Here is a 17,713-nt window from a genome sequence, read left to right on the forward strand (position 1 = left end):
TGACATGGCACAACGAATTGACGAAGCAGGTGAACACGGTGTCCGCAGCGCAAAAGGTTCTAAAAAAGTACGTGCCCATGACCGAGACGGCGTTCTATATTCTGTTGGCCTTAACCAAGCCGCGCCACGGATATGGAATTATTAAGCATGTGGATGAGTTGTCGGAAGGACGGCTCCGGCTGGGCTCCGGTACAGTGTATGGAACCTTGACCAAGATGAATAAGGATGGACTGATTACCGTATTTGCCGATGAAGAGAGAAAGACGGTGTATGAGGTGTCTGAGCTGGGGAAGGAAGTCATGCGCGCTGAAATCGGCAGATTAAAGGAACTTCACCGCAACGCCGTCACCAGTGAGGAGGAATTTCAATGAGAACTGTATTTCGGCCCTTTTGGAGCTATGATCTCCCGGGGACAGAAGCCTGGTTGGCCGATATGGCCGGCAAGGGATGGCGTCTGGAGGAATGGAGCTTACTGCTGCGGCGCTTTACCTTCCGGGAGGCTGAGCCCATCCGGCTAACTTATCAGCTGGCTTATCATTCAGCCAAGCATTCATCCATGTCTCCTTATCTTGCCGCAGAGGGATGGAGCAAGCCGCTGCAGCAAGGAAAGTGGAGCCTGTACGAGAATGATAGGTCACCGTTACAGATTAGCGCCTATCCTTCACGTAAGGATGTCCTGAAGCGAAACCGCATCATCTCCTATCTTTTCATGGGAATCCTGGTGTATTTGCTGCTCATTGCACTTATTCCATTGCTTGTACTGGGGCTCACCTTCAATCAGGATACTCCAGTGCGTATTCAGCCAAGTCCGATGTGGGCTGTCACCTGGGTTGCAGCAGCGGGAGCCCTGGCCCTGCTTGTTCTTGCAATCTACTCTATAGTGAAGCTCCAGGCTGCCAGTAAGGTATTTCTGCCAAACCATCAGGACTTGAAGAAGGCTCCCGGACCACAGAAGCCTGCCGGCACTACGATGGCTCGGATGAAGTTAGGCTGGATGTACGCCCCTGACCGGCTGGAGCAATGGCTGGAAGACAAAGAGAAGCAGGGATGGAATCTCTATAAAGTAGGCTTCGGGGGAACGCGGTTCCATTTCAGTAAGGGCCGTCCGCGCCGCATGACCTATCACGCCGACTATCAGGTCATTGCCGATGAAGGATATTTCGAGCTGCATCAGGAGGCTGGCTGGACGAGGCTCTACAGCTCTCCCTTCTCTCTGCAGAAATGGACCCTCTGGAGCCGGGAGGAGCAGAACGCTGCGGAGCAGCAGGAAATCTATAGTGATCCGGTCCACCGCCTGAAGCAGGCACGTAAAGTCGCCATCAGCTATACCCTGCTGTTCCTGCCCATGATCCTGCTCTACAGCTTTAATCTGTCGGCCTTCATTGATGGCATGCTACGGGGTGGAATCACCGCTTTCCAGGCGTGGAACACTTCAATTATGTTCCTTTCCATTCTGCTCTTCGGCTCGTTCGCGGGCAGAACCTGGCTATATTACCGGCGGCTCAAGCAGGAATAGGAGCTATATCATTTCTTATATCACAACAAAAGGCGTATACCGGAAGTCCTCCTCCATAGAGAGTGGCTTTCGGTATACGCCTTGAATCTTTACAGCGTGTATGATCAGAAGAATTGCGGGTACTGCCCCGACATGCTCTGGACCCGGTCCAGCAGTGTATTGGAATGCTCCATCACGACCTTGCGCATCCCTTCCACATCCCGCTTGCGGGTAGCCGCCACCATCTTCACATGCTTATCGATATCGGACGGCTGCACCCCCTCCATCTTCCCATAGAGCAGACGGATACGATTGTAATGGGATGCTACCTCTTCGATGGTAAACCAGGACAATTCCTCCCCGGCCGTCTGGAAGATCAGCTGATGGAACCGGTTGTCCTTAATATAGAATTCTCTGAAGTATTTCTTGTCCATATATTTCTTCTGCTTATTAATCAGTTCCTGCATCGTATCTGCTACCAGCTCGCTGCACTTGCGGATGAACTCATCGATCACCGCAGATTCAAGCGAGGTGCGGATGAACCACTCCTCACGGACCCGTTGCAGATCGATCTTGGAGACTACGGTTTTGCGCTGAGGATATATTTCCACCAGTCCTGACTGTTGAAGGCGGACCACTGCTTCCCGTACCGGAGTACGGCTGACGCCATAGCGTTCAGACAGCTTCTGCACACTGACATCCATTCCCGGCTCGAGCGTCATATTCATGATGTCTTCTTTTATTCTATTGTAAGTTACATCATTCAGTGAATTACTGTTATTCATAATCTTCAACGGCTTCCCTACACCTTCCCTGAACTCACTCCTAGTACATCACGGGTTATTGTCTCCGCACTGGCTGAATCGTAGCTGTAATACAACAGAACATCCAGAATAAACGGCGAGTATCGCAGTCTGTTCAGCTCTTGTGTAAAAGCCATGGCTCCAACTTCACTTAAGGTGCGTATTGTAGAATAATTCTTCAGGCCCAGCAGCTTCCATAGCAGAATGCGCTCGGTCCGGGTGTATATGTCCTGTGCAAACCGGTCTTCTACAAAATGATAAATTTCGTGGCCAAGGATAGTATTCATTATACCAGCTTGCCGAAAAAGTTCAACTAGACCAGGCCCCGCCTCCCGCACCTGCTCAGCCGCTCTGCGCAAGGGTTCCTCCATGATTTCGATCCGGTCCGGAGGGGTGTAGGAGGCGAACAGCACACGCTTGCCGGTCATGAGCGCATCCTTGAATTCCAGCTTCAGGTTCATACGTTCAGCAAGCACCCTGACATCACGGGTCCCATATTCAAGTATCATCCGCTGTGCATATTCTATGCCGCAAGCTCTGGCCTGCTTCAGCATTTCCCGCTTCGTCTCCGGCGAAATACGCCGGTTCAGAATATCTCTCGAGAAGGCATACATTCCCCAAGCTTCATGGTCAACCTCCAGTAATGGATACAGCAGCTCTCCCAGCTTCGTCTGTACTTGCATACGTCCTCCTGTCTACACGCTCTTCCGCGCGGCTCTTAGCTCTGCTTGATATTCGCCGCCACCACAATAACCTCCGTGTCCGGCTCGAACGTGGATACCTCGATGTCCATCAGCAGCTCCAGCTGTTCGAAGTCTGATGCGGTAAAGTCCATCACACGGGCACCGATACACAGGTAAAAGTCAGGCCTTGCAATCAGCTCCGTCTGATACACAGCCATTACCTCCCACAGCTGCTTAACAGCACTCAGGTAGTCACCCGCAGTGGTCTTAAGCGCCATAGCCCGGCCTCTCTGCACTTTGATGAAGCCCTTAGTGTCCAGGATGCGGACTGCCCCGGCTTCACCGGCTTTATCCATCTTTTCGCCGAAAATACTGACATACCGGGTCTTCTCCAGCAGCTTGGTCCGTTCAAGCGGGATACGCATATCCTGGGCAGCCAGCTCCCGCAGCTCGGCCTCATCGCATTCCTTCAGCAGCTCGGTCGTCTTAACTTCAGTAGAACCGGTAGCGATAGCTGTCACCTTGGAGGTCTGTGGATCAATATCGATATGAATCTCGATGCTCTCCGGTGTAGCCCCGCTCTGGATGGCCTTGTTCAAGGCTTCCATCTTCAGGGCGGCAATCACTTCCTTGGACGGGGACGGAATAATCCGCTCCACCACATCCCGGACCATCGACAGGGCGACACCTATCGAAGAGATAACCTCTGCATTCTCGGGGATGCTGTATTTCAACCCCATTTTCTCCGAAAAATAGACAATCAGCGAAGCCGCTCCGCCGCCCACGCCGACGAGGGAGATCTGATCCTTCTCCAGCTTGTATTTCTCAGCCAGCGCCAGGATGATCGGCTCGATCTTGGCATAGGCCTTCTCCATAATCTGCTTGGCAATATCCTCTACCGTTGTTCCGCAGTAATCCGCCAGCGCCTGCATCGCTCTTCGGGCCGCTTCCACATTCCCGTAGGAGAAATGCTCCGGCTTCACCAGTCCCAGCACATTCGCTGCGCAGGAGTTCGTGATCGTCACCCGTTCCCCGTTCTCCAGCCGGATGGCCACATAATCAGCAGGATCACCCGGCTTTGGTGAGAAGAATTCGACCTGCGCTCCCTTGATCTTGTCCGGGTCGGTGAATACGGAGTAATCCAGACCGCCGATATGCGCCGATCTGGGTCCGACATCGACCACTCCGCTTTTGTCCGCCCGGATCATGGACCCGCCGGCCACGCCGAGCACCCGGACATCCAGTGAATTGACATAGGTCGGATGGCCGCCGACGATGGAATAGTCGATGGCCGGGCGGCCGTTTTTGATCACACCGATATTGGTAGTCGTGCCGCCGACCTCGAAATATACCCCGTTCGAGGCTCTCAGGTACATCAGCGAGCCCATGACCGAAGCCGCCGGTCCCGACAGCATCGTCAGCACAGGCCGTTTCTTCATCTCACTGATCTCCATGACGCCGCCGTCGCCTCTCATGATCATCAGCGGAACATGGACCCCGGCCCCGCGCACAGAGTTCTCAGTGGAATTGGCGGTATCCAGCATCTTCGGCAGAATGCTTGCATTGATCGCAGCCGTCCGCGTTCTCCGGGTAAGCCCGTATAATTTCGTAATGTCGGAGGCCATGGTGGTCGGCATCCCTTTTTTCTCCGCTTCGATATAGACCAGTTCTTCGGGCCGTCCGTTATCTACGCCAAAAGCCATCGAAGGCACTATCACCTGTGCCCCCTGCTGCTTCAACTCGTCGATGACCGCCACGACGGAGGCTTCGGACATTTTTTTAACATTCAGGAAGCTGTTGTAGATCTTGATCTCCTTACTATTGCCCAGATCGATATTCTGCAGCTTGGTCTGCCGCTTGGCGAGCCACCCCTCCAGACCGCCCTTCGCCAGGCCAATGATGCCCACCTGGGCAATATCGCCCTCGATCAGCGCATTCGTTGCCTGCGTCGTACTGTGGGCCACGAACACTACATCCTCCGGACGGATATTGTTCTCCTCCAGGCAATTCTGGAAGCATTTCACCACACCTGCGGCTACGCCTGTGGCATGATCATGCGTCGTCTTGACGGACGATTTCCCGATAATCTCATGTGTCGCATTATCAATCGCAACTGCCTTGGTATGGGTTCCCCCCACATCGATACCCATTCTAACCATTGTACTCATATGATTTCTCCGTTTCTCTTCATTAATAGTGTGCTACACCAGATTGCCGTACATAAAGAATACAACCGCACAGAGGATAATCCCGATGATCCAGCCGGTAGGAATCGACATCTTCATGTATTCCTTGGCCGGAACCTTCGTATAGCCGAAGCCCCAGGCAACCCAGGACTGCGTAACGTCCAAATGCTGCGGTGCAACGGTAGTAATGGCGAACAGCGGATAGAGGAATTGCACCGGCCAGGCGGCAGTCGCTACGACCACAGCCAGAATCGCGGAACCGGAGCCGACGAGGTTCATCGGGCCGCGGAAGAAGCCGAGCGGTGTCAGAATGGCGAAGACAATACACAAGAGCAGCGCGGTCTGCGGCATTGCGCCATCCAGCAGGGTTTTGAAATACGGGGAAGCATAGGTAGCCGCATTATTGAACATCGACAGTGTGAGCAGGAAGCCGATCATCGGCGCTACATCAATGGCTCCGTCCGCGAACTGCTTCGACAGCATTCTGCAAACGCTTGCAAAACCACCCTTCAGCTTGCCGCAGGTCAGCAAGGCGAACAGGGCGGCGAAGATAAATCCAAAAATGATCGGAACCTTGAGCACCACCACACCTACTACCGGCAGAATGATCGAGATCCAGGAGATAGCAGGTGCATCTACAGTAGCTCCGCTATCCGGTGTGGCCGCCCAGGCCCGTGAGAGCTTCCGGTTCATCATCACGTTAGATACCACAAGAACCACGATCAAAGATACAGCCATCGCAATCATGCCGAATTTGAAATATGTATTATAGTCGTAGCTGGCATAACTTTCGTTGGCTGTTGCAAATATCGCCTGATATTGCTTAAAGTTCACGATATTCCCGAAGATTCCCGCCATGATCGAGCCCATGAAGGAGAACAAGGCAATCGGTGAAGGAATCCCGAGCGACAGCATGATCGGCAGCACGATGACAGCAATGGAGATTACCGGGCCGATCCCCGTCATGGATGTGAAGATTACAGCGGTAACGATACATAGCAGAGACATGGTGATTCTAGGTTTGTCTCCTCCAAGCTCAACGACCTTACGGATCAGCGTAGCGGCAATCCCGGTGTCGATCAGGACTCTTCCGAAGAAGGCGCCGAAGAAAATATTAACCAGTATCGCCTTCCCGTAATTCTCAGGCCCCGTCTGGAACACATTCGTCAGTACGTCAATGAAGGTCTTACCCTCCATCACGGAGGTAGGATGAATGCTATTTCCGATCAGAGCAATCGAGGTCCACAGCACCGACATGACGAAGAAGCCAACCATGAGGTTATACCCCTTGACGCAATACCACACCAATCCAAAAAATGATAAGACCATAATGAAACCGATTACAACATTAGCCACATCCACAAAATAACCTCCTGAAGTAGGATAAATGAGTTAACATGCTAACATGCTATTTGGGTATACTGACATGTTAGTTTGCCACGTGAAAATATTAACATGCTACTTCATTGGGCGTCAATACCCTTCTGCATGTTATTTCCAAACACTTCAAAACGCAAAACAGAGGCTGCAGATGTGATCCCTCCTGCGCCTCTGTTCACTTCAAGCTCTTCAGTTATGATTGTTAATCACCTGGTCACGATACTTCTGAAATTGCTCCCAGGATTGCTCCGCTGCTTCAGGCTGATCAAAGTCGATATAGCCGGAATCCGATGTATCCAGCGCAAAAGCCTCCAGTGTCTTACAGACCAACCGGATCGTCTCCATCACCGCTCCCCCGCCCCGGACATGCAGCATGATGGAATCCACGAGCTCCTCATCGCCTGTGTTGAACTCAATCGAAAACCCTTCGCCCTCAAGGACGCCCCAAGCCTTATCCCGGTAATCCAGGTTCGGAAGGCGGCGGGTCAGCTTCTCAATGATTTCATCACGTTGCCCCAGGGGAGGCACTGGGGGCTGCTCTTCCTCCGGCGCTTCAAAATCGTATTTCGCTTTCATAATAAATACATCCCAGCTCATGGTTGCTCACTCCTTGGTTTAATTGAAGCAGAATTAGTTGTACAGGCAGTAGTTATGTAATACACTTAACCATTTTTCGCAGGCTTTAATTGTACAGCATGCGACTATCCGGTAGCAGCCAATTTATGCTTTCATCCGCCGTTCTGCATAGATAGAAATTCCGTCAGATCATTCTGTAGCCGCACAACCTCCTGATTCGCAGCATACGCATAATCCGGCATCATCATATCCTTAACCATGTTCGTGCGCAGCCAGGCAATGAAGAGAACATCCAGCATGAAGCTTGGGAGTTTGGGGACTATTTTAAAAACGGGCGGATCAACAGCAATACCCGCTTTGCGGATTGCCCTTAGATACGCTTTTAAAGTAACTGTTATTTTGCGTGCAGTCTTTCTGGTTCCCGGTGTTATAGAGTTAATCTCCTGATTGCCGGAATACAAACCGCCCAGTAGAGCAATGTCTGATACAGAATGAGTAATTAGATATGCCTGCATATCCTTTTTTATAGCGTAGGGAAGCTTGGCGGCTTGAAATACTTGTGAGAGCTTTACGATGCGCTCTGTCACTGCGCCGTTCATTTCTCCAAATGAAGTAGCCACTAGAAACTTGGGCATGAACCGGGCGTACAGGACCCCATCTTTGATCTGTCCGCCGAAGCCCGGAAATGCCGGTAAAAGTCTATCCCCTACAATCCCAAGCCACGAAGAAAATCCAATCGGACTATTGGTCATCGTAATGATATTCGGGCTTTGGTTATCTTTTAGCGCTAACAACGCGGATTCGGCCCGGTCATAACGAACGGTAACGAAAATAAAATCGTAAACATCATCATTTTCGAGTGTATCAATGACCTTCACCGGAACCGTTCTGACTGTACCTTTGTCATTATATTGCAGGCCTTTTTCTTGTAAACGTCTGAATCTGTCCGAACGTGCAAACAGACTAACATCATATCCCGCTTCCATAAACTTCATTGCGTAAATACTCCCGATGACACCTGCACCGAAAATTAAAATTCTGACGGGCTGTGCTGCCATTTCAATTCCCCCTGGCTACTCGTATTCCTTTGAATCATCCAACATCGTGTTGCATGATATGATCATAAAGCTTTAGAATTCCCTGATCAATCATCAATATCTTGCGATGTGTCGGATGGTAGCCCTCCAAGATACCTTCAGCCTCGTAGCTGCTTCTCTAAGGTTGACAGGAATACTTCCATGGATTCACTGATATCAATCTCCATCCGCTCCGACAGAATAATAAGCCACCAGATACACTCGCTAAGCTTATGCTCCAGTTCAGGCCGGGTATCACCACCTTTGGGCCAACGCTTCTGCTCAGACATTGTCAACCGTCCAACTAACGCGGCATCTGTCAAAAAAGCAAGCGCATCCTCTTCCACACTCCACTCTGTCCCATGATGCTGCTCCAGTCTGTGATAGCGTTCTCTTATAACGAGAGAACGCTCAATCATTTCTTTAAAGCTCAGCCCCTTCTTCATTTCGTCCATTTTGTTTAACCTCCTCCTGGTTCATATTGTTGCTACAGCATTTGCTTAGCGGACATAACGGTTATTTCCAGTACCCGGGTGACAAAAGCATATTTCCGCTTCATGTCATCAAATTCAGCGCCGGAATCAAAAAACCGGGCAATCCCCTCATGCTTCAGAACTTCGTGAAATGTATTAGTTAGCAATTAAAATGAAATAAATTCATCGCTGGAGCACCATGGCAACGCCTAAGCGGTTGTTGACGAAATTTATTTTCAACATTAAGATCTAATTATGATAATAATTTTCAACATGGCGACCCGGGAGGAAAGAACAGATGACGACAACACCAGAACAAAATATCAGCGTAACCAACAGGCCGAGCAGAGAACAGCTTGAACAGATTTACGATATTTTAGATGAATGTTTTGCCGTAGGCCGGGGGTATTTCCAGGAAAGATTAGACCTCGACACCTCATATGACCCGGATACCACATGGTTTGCGACGGTCGGCGGCAAGGTTGCTGCCAATGTTCAAATCTTTCCCCTCTCCATCAGAGTCGGCCAAGCGGTCTTGCACACGGGTGCCATGGGCAGCGTCGCTGCAGATCCCAATTATCGCGGCATGGGGCTGACACACAAAATTCTTGCTGCACAAACAGACTACATGAGAGAAGCCGATTATGATATAAGCTTACTTCTGGCCAGCAAGCATGCATTTTATGAGAAGGCCGGCTGGAGACTAATTCCTGAGACTGCTTACGCTGTTGAAAATCAGGCGTGGGGCGGGCAGCCGGACGGTTACGCAATTATACCCTTTGAGCCCCGTTATCTTGATGATATCCGTGGTATTTATGAACAATTCAATCAGAACCGCACCTATACCGTAGTACGTAATGAAACCTACTGGAAGGATCTGATCCGCTGGCCGGAATGGAACAAGGCGGACTGTCTGCTGCTTCAGCATCATCATAAAATTGTCGCTTATGGCATTATAGAAAAAAAGGACACCGAACAGGTATTTATCAACGAATTCATATACCTAGATGAAGCAGTTGACGGCGCCCAGTACTTATTTCATGAATTATGCCGTCTCCGGCCGAATGCCAAGCACATCATGGCGATGCTCCCTGAGGATCACAAGCTATATGCCTATTATCAGCAGCTTCAGGCAGAGCCCGTTCCCATCCATATGGCAATGTGGAAAATGATCAACCTGTATTCTACCTTCCACAAGCTTCAGCCTGAACTGGAGCAGCGCCTTAACGGCAATGACCAGATGGCAGAACAGGAGCTGTTCATAACGCTGCAATGCGGGGAGGACAAGATCAGCCTCGACTACCGCCAGAAGCGGCTTTCCGTTTCCGAGAATAGTCAGGCCGGGTCCCGGATATCCATAGAAGTGGATGAGCGGGATCTGATCTCTTATATCATCTTCGGCTATTCTGCGGAAGGCGCAGCTGAAGCTGGGGCCTCTGCTCGACATGCTGATATTCTGCAGGCCCTGTTCCCGAAGCAGCAGGCCGTGTTTTATTTAACCGACAAATTTTAACCGGTACATTTTGGCTGATAGCTGGTTTACTAAAAGAAAAAAGGGTGTGCCGCAAGTCCAAAACTGCCGGACTTATAGCACTCCCTTTCTTTGCTTCATTCATAGGATTACCCGTTACTCATTTTTGATTTCCCAAGCAGTACCGCACCATAGGCAGCATTATGAACAGGCATAATCAGTTGGGTCTTCGGGTAGCTGCGGACAAGCTTCCGCTCTAATGCCTCTCTTACAAAACGCGATTTCTGCAGCACACTTCCGGCAATTGCAACCTTGCTCTCATATAATTCCAGCCGCTCAATCACAGGCACCACAAGCTCAAACAGACGGGCTGCACATTGCTCCGCCAGTTTTAGCGCCCGGGCATCCCCGAGCCCGCATGCTGCCGTCATCACCGGGGCGAGCGCTGCAATATCTTTTTTCGTTGTGTTTTTGTCGTAGACAAAACCTATCACCTCTTGCACCGTACCAAGTCCAAGCTGCTTATAGACCAGCGCCGGAATCATCGTATCCGCTATTCTTCCGTCCTCTGCCTGAACCAGCACGGACAAGAGCTCACGTCCGATATAGTAGCCGCTTCCCTCATCATCAATCAGATGGCCAAAGCCTCCTGTGCGGTGCCGCTCTCCTGTTTCATTAACTCCGAAGCAAATGGAGCCTGTACCGGCAATGAGAATAATGCCCTGCATCGCATTCTGGGCTCCATATAGTGCGGTTTCCTGATCACCGGTAATCGTTAGCGGCCCTCTATAGCCGTTATCTCTCACCTGTTGCTCCAAAAAATCGGCTACTGCCGGATTGCTTACGCCTGCCGCTCCTATACATACATGAAGAACTTCCGCAAGGCTTGTGCAGCAGGACCTGATCTGATTAAAAATCTCCCCGAAAGCAGCAGCAATAGCCCCGGCATCACCGCCATTATAATTAATAGGCCCAACGGAAAAGGATAGTACAGGCTCTTCCTGATCTTCATGAGTAACAATGACAGCTGTCTTGGTGCCGCCCCCGTCCATGCCAACAATAAATGCCATACTGATGTCCCCCTATAGCTGAATCGTAATACTGGCAGCAGGTGTAATCTCACCATTCAGGATGGGGATAAGGGACTTGAACGCATCTGGAGTATATTCAAAGGCGGCAATGCCGCAAAACCCGCCTTCGATTAAAGCTAAATCATACGGCCGACCGAGTGTAATTGCCGTTACTTTACAGTTTGCTGCCACAAGCTTCTGCACAAGCGCCAGCTGGCCTGTATTTTCACGCGCATTGAACAGCCCGATAACCACATGCTTGTACCCTTCAGCCTTTTGTAGCACTTCGCTAATCTGCTCCTCGTCCGGATCAATACTGATCAGCTCATACGCTGCAGCAAAATGCTCACCCATATACTGCGGGAAACTAACCTCCTGATTCACACTGCTGGAGGCCAGGTCGGTCCGGTAGGCATAGGAGCCCACAAACAAGACCTGCCCATCCCCTGCCTGAACGGGCTGGGTCTCACCTTTAATCAGGCAGATCGTTTCCGTACGCATCAGCTCGTTCGCCCGGCGGTGAACTTCGCAGCCCACGATCCCGTAATCCGGTTCCCCAACATGCGTATAGCGGGCTTTATAGGCTAAAATTTTGGCAACAGCTGCATCAATAACCGCTTCATCCAAATCACCCGCCGCTACAGCTTCTTCTATTAAATGAACCGCTTCTTTAACCGTTGCAGGCGTGTGACTGATGAATACCAGATCAATCCCTGCTTTAACGGCTTCGAGTGCACCTTTTGCCGTCCCGTAATAGCGTTTAATCGCATCCATTTCCAGACAATCGGATACAACCAGCCCCTTAAATCCCAATTTCTCTTTAAGCAGCTCTGTAATAATGGTATAAGACATTGTTCCCGGCACGCCGGACCTTTCGATTAGGGGGAATAAAATATGTGCGCTCATGATGGCCTGGGCACCCTGCCCGATGGCAGCCTTAAACGGCAGCAGCTCAAGCTGCTCCAGCTCCTCCACCGTTTTGTTAATGACAGGCAAGCCAATGTGTGAATCGACATCAGTATCCCCATGACCGGGAAAATGCTTCAGCGAGGACATAACGCCGCCGTCGAGCAAGCCCTTCATCATTTGAATCCCGTACTGCGATACCGTCTCCACAGAATCCCCGTAAGAGCGGATGTTGATCACTGGATTGAGCGCATTACTGGTAACGTCCATCACGGGCGCAAGATTGAAATTAATGCCTAATGCTTTTAGCTCCCGGGCCGTTATTCTCCCCGCTGCATAAGCATTTTCAGGGCGTCCTGAAGAGGCAATGGCCATGGCTCCGGCTACATTCGTCGCGTCCTTGGGCATTCGGGTCACCCGGCCGCCTTCCTGGTCAATCGTAATGAAGCCCGGAATGCCTGCATGTGTGGTGAACCATTGCTGCAGTTCAGCAACAAGCCCGCCTAATTGATATTTATTGTTGATATTATGTGAGAATAAAATAATATTCCCGATCTTGTACTGCTCAATGACTTCCTTCAGCTCAGGGGACATCTCCGTTGACGGAAAGCCTGTTACGAACATTTGCCCGATTTTCTCACGCAAGCTCATTTCTTCTATCGTTCTCATCCGCTGCTCACCACCCGCTAGTAATATAAATGATACTGCTGCTTCATTTGTGCAAATTGCCTGCTGTCCTCTGCGAACTGTTCGAACACTTGCTTAGCCTGAATATTCTTTGTCCGGTAGACGCTGCTTCCGCCCAGCAAATCAATAAAAGGACGTGAGCCCTCCTTCACGGGAGGCAGAAATGCAAAGGGCTCAAACATGTCCCTGATCGTAAATAATAAGGTTACGCCAACCTCTAACGGCTTGATCACCTGGCGATCTGTAATGTATAATTGAACGCCGCCGCACAGCTCTCCAGAATGCTTGGAGGCCGTTGGCTTGAAATGAACCGGACGAAAATACACGCCTGGAAGCCGCAATGCGTTCATCTCATCTGCCAGCTGCTGCGCCTCAATAAAGGGAGCTCCAATCATTTCAAAGGGGAAGGTTGTACCCCTTCCTTCGGAGCAGTTGGTTCCCTCAAATAAACAGGTGCCTGTATATAATAACGCTGTTTCATACCGGGGGATTCCCAGTGAAGGATGAACCCAGGTCAAGGCTGTATCCGGGAAGGACATGCTCCGTTCCCAGCCTTCCAGACGAACGACATGAAGCGATGCCTTCCAGTTCATCTGATCATTGGCCATGACAGCCACTTCACCTGCGGTCAGGCCGTACCGGACCGCCAGCTCATAATTCCCGACAAAGGACTTGAAGCCGGGCTGTAGGATATTTCCTTCCACGTTCACCCCGTTCAGCGGATTCACCCGGTCGAGAACAACAAATTCCACACCTGCCGCAGCACAATCCTCAAGGGCATACAGCATCGTATAAATGAAGGTATAATACCGTACACCAACATCCTGGATATCATACACAAGGATATCTACCTTCTCCAGCATTTCCTTTGTTAACCGTTTGGAATCTTTGCGGTACAGGCTGTAGACCGGAACATTTGTAAGAGGGTCCGTATACGTCTCCACGCATGCCCCTGCATCCAGATCTCCGCGGACACCATGCTCAGGCGAGAACATGGCCGTAAGATTACAATTCTCGTGTAATATCGTAATGGTGGATCTGAAATCTTTGGCAAGCCCTGTCGGCGCTGTAATTAACCCCACACGTTTACCTTCAAACAAATGAAGATACTTCTTAATAGAATCAATCCCGTTTAATACCATATCACGCAAGCCCCGATTGTCTGATTTTCATCGTCTCGGCAGGGACCATGAAGGCTTCGGCATAAGTTTTTCTTGCTTCACAGCCCCGGACAACGGCCAACGCTTTATAGTAATCCATATATTTAAAAGATTTGCTGTTCGTCACAAACCAATGCCGGCCTAACGCCTCAATCCATAAATCATAAGCCGCCTGATCGAAATCCACGTATACGTAAGGGACATAGTCTACAGCATCTTCCCAGTTTTCGGAATAATACAGCTTTGCTGCAAAATGAGCAGGAAGCTCACGTTCAAAAGAGGGCTGGCTGGCAAAAAACCTTGCATCGTTCACGATATAATGGGTCAGTGCATGATCCTTATGCATGCTGTTTTTCCAATGGGTGATGATCATGTCCGGCTTCACGCGGCGGATCACATCGCAGACCTCCATCCGAATCTGCTGATTGTCAGGCAGCTCTCCGTCACAATAATCAAAAACAACGGCTTCACCGCCCAGCATATCCGCAAAACGCTCAGCCTCTTTGATTTTTTGCTGACGGTACTCTTTCATATCCTGCCCGGCCGGTACGCCTCTTTCACCAGGAGTTAAAGCCAGGGTTACGATACGGTCTCCTCTCAAGCTATGGCTGGCCAGTACACCGCCGGACGCCAATTCTACATCCCCAACATGCGCTCCAATCGCTAAGACTGTCAGCTTTCCGCTCATCCTTACAGCTCCCTCCGCAATATGGCAAATTGTTTCTCAATCTGAAACCCTGCTTGTTGATAGATTCGAAGAGCCGGGTTATTGCTGCCAGTAAACAAAGAGATATATTGACAGCCTGAAGTCTGAAAAGCTTCTACCATCCGGAAAAACAAGACACTGCCTAGACCATGTCCCTCATACTCCGGGTGTACCCCGATCCCGCAAAAAAATGCCCGGCCATCCGGTTCGACCATAATTGGACCTGCAAAACCTATAACCTCACTGCCATGAACAGCCACCACAAGGGGTTCACCATTCTTTACATGCGCAGCTACATCCTTTTCCCACTGCGGATTCCGCAAGGCAGCAAGCATGGCATCAAGCCCTTTATGAACAGCGGGGGCATAATGAGTAACCTGATAGCCTTCTCTGCTTGCTTTGCTTTCTTTGCCGGCAATATCTTCAGGAACACTAAAGTCACCCAGCTTCAGGTACATGCCGCATTGTGTCGCCCGGTCTGCATACCCTCTGGCGATTAAAGCATCGTATAACGGCTGGTCTTTACTAATACCCGGGGCATTATTGTGTTCATGCTGCGGTGCGCTGGGAATCGTCCATTTCAGCTTAACAGGGTTAAAGAACAGGACCTCCGCCTGACTTTTCCCAAGCTGCTGAAACCTTGTTTCCATGCGCAGCACAAAGGCATCGTACAGCTCTAAAGAAGCGGCACCCGGATCGATAATTACGGTCGTAATATAGCCCGCCACATCGCCGAGCGGAAGATCATCCCCGCTGCAGCCAGCTGCAAAACCGGCAATCCCTTGTTCATTACAGCCTACCCACATACACTCCGCATCAAAATAAGCATGATTTATGAATGTGTCCTGAAAATCCTGCTCTGTAAACGGCTTGTAGTCATACTTCGTAGCCTCCCGGTTCCAGAGCGCTACCACTCCAGAAAGATCTTCCATGGAGAAGAGTCTGATTTGCATTATTCAAACCCCCTGTGTTCCGGGTAGGGCCAAGAAATTTTGCCCATGACTACCGGCCGGGAAGCTCCGGTTACCTGGGGGATATTATTCGGCAGACGTTTCATCGTATGATAAGCCAGCACAGCAAAAGCAACGGCTTCCTTGGCATCGCTGTTGCCGCCAATATCCTCCTGTGTCAGCACCTGCACTCCGAAGGGAGCAAATAACTGCCGCAAATCACGCAATAACGTCAGGTTATAGCTCCCGCCGCCGCCAACCAGCAATCGCTGAGCCTGATGCTGCGGGGCAATATACCGTTCATAGCTGTCGGCAATGCTCCATGCCGTCAAGCGTGTTGCCGTGGCAATTACATCCTCAGCTTTCCAGTGATGCTCCTCCATCAACTGAAGTATTTGGGCAACATATTGTTGTCCAAACCGTTCTCTGCCCGTCGATTTCGGGAAAGGCATACTATAATACTCATCCTGCTGCATCCATTTCAAAAGCTGATCAATAACCTCACCGCCCGCAGCAATTTCACCGCCGGCATCCATCGTCATTGGCGCGAATAAATGGGACACAAGACCATCAATAATCATATTCCCGGGCCCTGTATCGTAAGCATACACCTCTTCGGAAGAAGCATTTGCAGGAAGAACAGTTATATTCCCTATTCCTCCAATATTCTGCAGAAGTGATGTTTTCTCCGGATGGTTAAACAATAAATATTCAGTAAAAGGCACCAGCGGCGCCCCCTGTCCATCCATTGCCATGTCAGCAACCCGAAAATCTGATATGCAGGGAATGCCCGTCCGGTTCGCTATCACTGCACCTTCCCCGATCTGCACCGTACAGTGCAGGTTATAGCCGTCCATCGTCTTCTCTTCCGGTGCATGGTAGATCGTTTGGCCATGTGATCCTATCGCAAATATTTGGGAAGGCACAAGTCCGCAGTTGCGGATCACCGACACTACTGCCCGGGCGTATAATTCCCCAAGCCACATGTTCATTGCGCCTACTTTATCCACCGTAGCCTTGGAAGGATCAAACAGCTCGAATATCGAGCTTCTGACATGCGCGGGAAACGGAGTGTTCTCAAAAGCCAGCAATTCCGTCTCTATTCCGTACTCTTTGTCCGGCCTAGACGAAAGTTTAATTACCGCTGCATCAATACCGTCTACCGATGTGCCGGACATCAGGCCAACCAGATAGGTAACCTCTACTTCAGCCGGGCCGCCCATTACCCTTTCACCGCTCCGACGGCTACTCCTTCAAGGAAATACTTTTGTAAGCTGAAGAACAAAATAAACATCGGAACGGCAGAAATGGTTGCCCCGGCCATCATAGGTGCAAAGTAAGTGGTGTTCGCAAAACGGAAGTTTTTGAGCCCCACCTGAATCGTCTGCATATCCATCGTGTTGGTAACCAGGAACGGCCAGAAGAAGTCATTCCATGCTGCCATAAACGTTAGAATCGCCAGCACGGCCATAACCGTTTTGGACAGCGGCATAATGATATACCAGAAGATTTTAGGCTGGGAGCAGCCTTCGATTTTGGCAGCTTCAATAATTTCCACCGGAATGGAAGACATGAACTGCTTGACCAGAAAAATGTTATACACCGTGACAATGCTTGGCATAATCAGCGCTGTATACGTATTTTGCAATTCAAAAATATTGACGATCAATATATACAGCGGAACCTGGGTGACTTGAGTAGGGATCATCATGGACCCCAGCAGAATAGCGAACAGAATGCCTTTTCCTCTAAATTTCATTTTGGCAAAAGCGTATCCTGCAAGCGTGGCGAAAAATACGTTGGATACCGTAATACAAGCTGCTACAATAAAAGAATTTTTTAACCAGTCCCAGGAATGGGCGCTGAAGTTAAAAAAGAATTTATAAGACTCGAAGGAAATCTTCGACGGGATAATCGAATAGCTCATAGCGCCAGCTTCTACCGGATCACCGAACGAGGAAATGATCATAAAGTATATCGGGAAAATGGTCGCTGCGGCAAACAGGAGAAGGCATGTAATGATCAGACCATTACGGGCGAACAGAGACCCTTTGCTTTTGATACTATTGTTGAACAACCCCATAGGTTTCT

The 17,713-nt window shown here is 50.2% G+C and carries 17 protein-coding genes; 3 read left to right on the plus strand and 14 right to left on the minus strand.

Translation table 11 applies throughout. The features are described from left to right. The first annotated feature begins 77 nt into the window (after positions 1–77). Both MKX42_RS22230 and MKX42_RS22235 read left to right on the plus strand, forming a co-directional pair. On the plus strand, positions 78–371 hold the full coding sequence (locus MKX42_RS22230; protein ID WP_340757765.1) for a PadR family transcriptional regulator: 294 nt from the start codon (positions 78–80) through the stop codon (positions 369–371). After that, complete coding sequence (locus tag MKX42_RS22235; protein WP_340754673.1) at positions 368–1,516, plus strand: DUF2812 domain-containing protein; 1,149 nt, start codon at positions 368–370, stop codon at positions 1,514–1,516. Before MKX42_RS22230 ends, MKX42_RS22235 begins: the two co-directional genes overlap by 4 nt. A 104-nt stretch (positions 1,517–1,620) precedes the next feature. Here the strand turns inward: MKX42_RS22235 and MKX42_RS22240 are convergent, their stop codons facing one another. From MKX42_RS22240 to MKX42_RS22270, 7 genes are all read right to left on the minus strand, one after another. Then, entirely contained in the window at positions 1,621–2,280 is a 660-nt protein-coding gene (locus MKX42_RS22240) for a GntR family transcriptional regulator (RefSeq protein ID WP_036725153.1), read from the minus strand. A 17-nt stretch (positions 2,281–2,297) separates the two neighbouring features. Then, a complete protein-coding gene (locus MKX42_RS22245) occupies positions 2,298–2,981 on the minus strand; it encodes a hypothetical protein (RefSeq protein ID WP_340754675.1) in 684 nt (227 codons plus the stop codon). A gap of 35 nt (positions 2,982–3,016) precedes the next feature. Beyond that, a complete protein-coding gene (locus tag MKX42_RS22250; protein WP_340754677.1) occupies positions 3,017–5,149 on the minus strand; it encodes a hydantoinase/oxoprolinase family protein in 2,133 nt (710 codons plus the stop codon). Positions 5,150–5,182: 33 nt separating this feature from the next. Continuing rightward, positions 5,183–6,529, minus strand: coding sequence for a citrate transporter (locus MKX42_RS22255; RefSeq protein WP_083684870.1), 1,347 nt, complete (start codon positions 6,527–6,529; stop codon positions 5,183–5,185). A 207-nt stretch (positions 6,530–6,736) separates the two neighbouring features. After that, positions 6,737–7,144, minus strand: coding sequence for a hypothetical protein (locus tag MKX42_RS22260; protein ID WP_340754679.1), 408 nt, complete (start codon positions 7,142–7,144; stop codon positions 6,737–6,739). A 131-nt stretch (positions 7,145–7,275) separates the two neighbouring features. Next, on the minus strand, positions 7,276–8,181 hold the full coding sequence (locus MKX42_RS22265) for a ketopantoate reductase family protein (RefSeq protein ID WP_340754681.1): 906 nt from the start codon (positions 8,179–8,181) through the stop codon (positions 7,276–7,278). A gap of 137 nt (positions 8,182–8,318) precedes the next feature. Beyond that, the gene (locus tag MKX42_RS22270; RefSeq protein WP_340754683.1) at positions 8,319–8,654 is read right to left on the minus strand and encodes a MazG-like protein; all 336 of its coding nucleotides are present in this window, start codon (positions 8,652–8,654) and stop codon (positions 8,319–8,321) included. A gap of 316 nt (positions 8,655–8,970) precedes the next feature. On the opposite strand from MKX42_RS22270, the gene MKX42_RS22275 reads away from it, so the two are divergent. Continuing rightward, positions 8,971–10,185, plus strand: coding sequence for a GNAT family N-acetyltransferase (locus MKX42_RS22275; protein WP_340754685.1), 1,215 nt, complete (start codon positions 8,971–8,973; stop codon positions 10,183–10,185). A gap of 107 nt (positions 10,186–10,292) precedes the next feature. On the opposite strand, the gene MKX42_RS22280 is transcribed toward MKX42_RS22275, so the two are convergent. The 7 genes from MKX42_RS22280 to MKX42_RS22310 are packed head-to-tail and all read right to left on the minus strand — an operon-like array spanning position 10,293 to position 17,705. Beyond that, on the minus strand, positions 10,293–11,213 hold the full coding sequence (locus MKX42_RS22280) for an N-acetylglucosamine kinase (RefSeq protein ID WP_340754686.1): 921 nt from the start codon (positions 11,211–11,213) through the stop codon (positions 10,293–10,295). A gap of 12 nt (positions 11,214–11,225) precedes the next feature. Further along, entirely contained in the window at positions 11,226–12,788 is a 1,563-nt protein-coding gene (locus tag MKX42_RS22285) for a glycoside hydrolase family 3 protein (protein WP_340754687.1), read from the minus strand. Between the two features lie 17 nt (positions 12,789–12,805). Continuing rightward, positions 12,806–13,948, minus strand: a complete 1,143-nt coding sequence (locus tag MKX42_RS22290; RefSeq protein WP_340754689.1) for an exo-beta-N-acetylmuramidase NamZ family protein — start codon at positions 13,946–13,948, stop codon at positions 12,806–12,808. Between the two features lies 1 nt (position 13,949). Further along, positions 13,950–14,654: a PIG-L deacetylase family protein gene (locus MKX42_RS22295; protein WP_340754691.1), complete on the minus strand. Its 705-nt coding sequence runs from the start codon at positions 14,652–14,654 to the stop codon at positions 13,950–13,952. Positions 14,655–14,656: 2 nt separating this feature from the next. Continuing rightward, a complete protein-coding gene (locus MKX42_RS22300; RefSeq protein ID WP_340754692.1) occupies positions 14,657–15,625 on the minus strand; it encodes a GNAT family N-acetyltransferase in 969 nt (322 codons plus the stop codon). After that, on the minus strand, positions 15,625–16,845 hold the full coding sequence (locus MKX42_RS22305) for an anhydro-N-acetylmuramic acid kinase (protein ID WP_340754693.1): 1,221 nt from the start codon (positions 16,843–16,845) through the stop codon (positions 15,625–15,627). The genes MKX42_RS22300 and MKX42_RS22305 overlap by 1 nt, the downstream gene beginning before the upstream one ends. Continuing rightward, on the minus strand, positions 16,845–17,705 hold the full coding sequence (locus MKX42_RS22310; protein WP_340754695.1) for a carbohydrate ABC transporter permease: 861 nt from the start codon (positions 17,703–17,705) through the stop codon (positions 16,845–16,847). Before MKX42_RS22310 ends, MKX42_RS22305 begins: the two co-directional genes overlap by 1 nt. Between the last annotated feature and the right edge of the window lie 8 nt (positions 17,706–17,713).

Origin of the sequence: Paenibacillus sp. FSL R7-0204 (genome assembly GCF_038002225.1) — a bacterium.
Classification (GTDB): Bacteria; Bacillota; Bacilli; order Paenibacillales; family Paenibacillaceae; genus Paenibacillus_AQ.

What these genes read in the sequence shown, in the direction of transcription:
- MKX42_RS22230 (WP_340757765.1), top strand. Translation starts at nt 78, where the DNA reads ATGACCGAGACGGCGTTCTATATTCTGTTGGCCTTAACCAAGCCGCGC.
- MKX42_RS22235 (WP_340754673.1), top strand. Translation starts at nt 368, where the DNA reads ATGAGAACTGTATTTCGGCCCTTTTGGAGCTATGATCTCCCGGGGACA.
- MKX42_RS22240 (WP_036725153.1), bottom strand. Translation starts at nt 2,280, where the DNA reads ATGAATAACAGTAATTCACTGAATGATGTAACTTACAATAGAATAAAA.
- MKX42_RS22245 (WP_340754675.1), bottom strand. Translation starts at nt 2,981, where the DNA reads ATGCAAGTACAGACGAAGCTGGGAGAGCTGCTGTATCCATTACTGGAG.
- MKX42_RS22250 (WP_340754677.1), bottom strand. Translation starts at nt 5,149, where the DNA reads ATGAGTACAATGGTTAGAATGGGTATCGATGTGGGGGGAACCCATACC.
- MKX42_RS22260 (WP_340754679.1), bottom strand. Translation starts at nt 7,144, where the DNA reads ATGAGCTGGGATGTATTTATTATGAAAGCGAAATACGATTTTGAAGCG.
- MKX42_RS22265 (WP_340754681.1), bottom strand. Translation starts at nt 8,181, where the DNA reads ATGGCAGCACAGCCCGTCAGAATTTTAATTTTCGGTGCAGGTGTCATC.
- MKX42_RS22270 (WP_340754683.1), bottom strand. Translation starts at nt 8,654, where the DNA reads ATGGACGAAATGAAGAAGGGGCTGAGCTTTAAAGAAATGATTGAGCGT.
- MKX42_RS22275 (WP_340754685.1), top strand. Translation starts at nt 8,971, where the DNA reads ATGACGACAACACCAGAACAAAATATCAGCGTAACCAACAGGCCGAGC.
- MKX42_RS22280 (WP_340754686.1), bottom strand. Translation starts at nt 11,213, where the DNA reads ATGGCATTTATTGTTGGCATGGACGGGGGCGGCACCAAGACAGCTGTC.
- MKX42_RS22285 (WP_340754687.1), bottom strand. Translation starts at nt 12,788, where the DNA reads ATGAGAACGATAGAAGAAATGAGCTTGCGTGAGAAAATCGGGCAAATG.
- MKX42_RS22290 (WP_340754689.1), bottom strand. Translation starts at nt 13,948, where the DNA reads ATGGTATTAAACGGGATTGATTCTATTAAGAAGTATCTTCATTTGTTT.
- MKX42_RS22295 (WP_340754691.1), bottom strand. Translation starts at nt 14,654, where the DNA reads ATGAGCGGAAAGCTGACAGTCTTAGCGATTGGAGCGCATGTTGGGGAT.
- MKX42_RS22300 (WP_340754692.1), bottom strand. Translation starts at nt 15,625, where the DNA reads ATGCAAATCAGACTCTTCTCCATGGAAGATCTTTCTGGAGTGGTAGCG.
- MKX42_RS22305 (WP_340754693.1), bottom strand. Translation starts at nt 16,845, where the DNA reads ATGGGCGGCCCGGCTGAAGTAGAGGTTACCTATCTGGTTGGCCTGATG.
- MKX42_RS22310 (WP_340754695.1), bottom strand. Translation starts at nt 17,705, where the DNA reads ATGGGGTTGTTCAACAATAGTATCAAAAGCAAAGGGTCTCTGTTCGCC.